This is a genomic window from Ruegeria sp. AI2, assembly GCF_056541275.1.
Genome location: NZ_JBQFYB010000071.1, coordinates 1 through 800 on the forward strand (window position 1 = coordinate 1; position 800 = coordinate 800).

The following is an 800-nucleotide window of genomic DNA, read 5'->3' on the forward strand; positions in this document are numbered from 1 at the left end:
CCCAAAGGCGAAAGATGGGTTTTTCTTTCGCCCTCAAACAGCTTTTTACCCAGATGATCTTCCAACTGCTTCAACGTCATCGACACGGCAGATTGCGTGCGACCCAGACGGTCAGCGGCTTCTGCCAAGTTGCCTGTCTGGGCAACCGTGCAAAAGCACCGCAACATTTCGATCTTGATGGACATGTTTCAGTTTTCCTGAAATTCGGTTAATTTATTTTAGTTTGACTGATGTCAACTGCAAAATCCATCCTACTGAAAATCGAGAAACTACCACCGGGGTTTTATGTGACCAAATTGAATCTGATCGCCGGCGAATGGCTGGCGGGCGAAAGCGAGATCGAAAACCGCAACCCGTCAGACCTAAGCGATCTAGTCGGCACCTATGCGCAGGCCAGTGTAGATCAGCTTGCGGCGACGCTGGATCGGGCGCGCGCAGCACAGGTGGAATGGGCCGCCTACCTGCCTGAGCGCAAGCAAACCGTTCTGATGAACATCGGAAATGAGCTCATGGCCCGTGCCGACGAACTGGGCATGCTGTTGTCGCGCGAGGAAGGCAAACCGCTGGCCGAGGGCAAGGGAGAGGTATACCGCGCCGGCCAGTTCTTTACCTATTATGCCGCCGAATGCCTACGTCAGATCGGTGAGAATGCAGACAGTGTTCGCCCCGGCGTCGAGATCGATGTCCGCCGTGAAGCGGTTGGCGTCGTGGCCATAATCAGCCCTTGGAATTTCCCAACCGCGACGGCGTCTTGGAAAATCGCACCCGCTCTGTGCTACGGCAACGCCGTTGTGTGGAAG

General features: G+C 55.1%; 2 protein-coding genes. One reads left to right on the plus strand and one right to left on the minus strand.

Annotated elements, in window-relative coordinates; genetic code table 11:
- Positions 1–185: helix-turn-helix domain-containing protein (locus ACR0LL_RS21220; protein WP_480589294.1), on the minus strand; the 185-nt coding region annotated here is incomplete at its 3' end.
- A 45-nt stretch (positions 186–230) separates the two neighbouring features.
- On the opposite strand from ACR0LL_RS21220, the gene ACR0LL_RS21225 reads away from it, so the two are divergent.
- Positions 231–800, plus strand: a 570-nt coding sequence (locus tag ACR0LL_RS21225) for an aldehyde dehydrogenase family protein (protein WP_480589296.1), incomplete at its 3' end; no start/stop codon positions are given.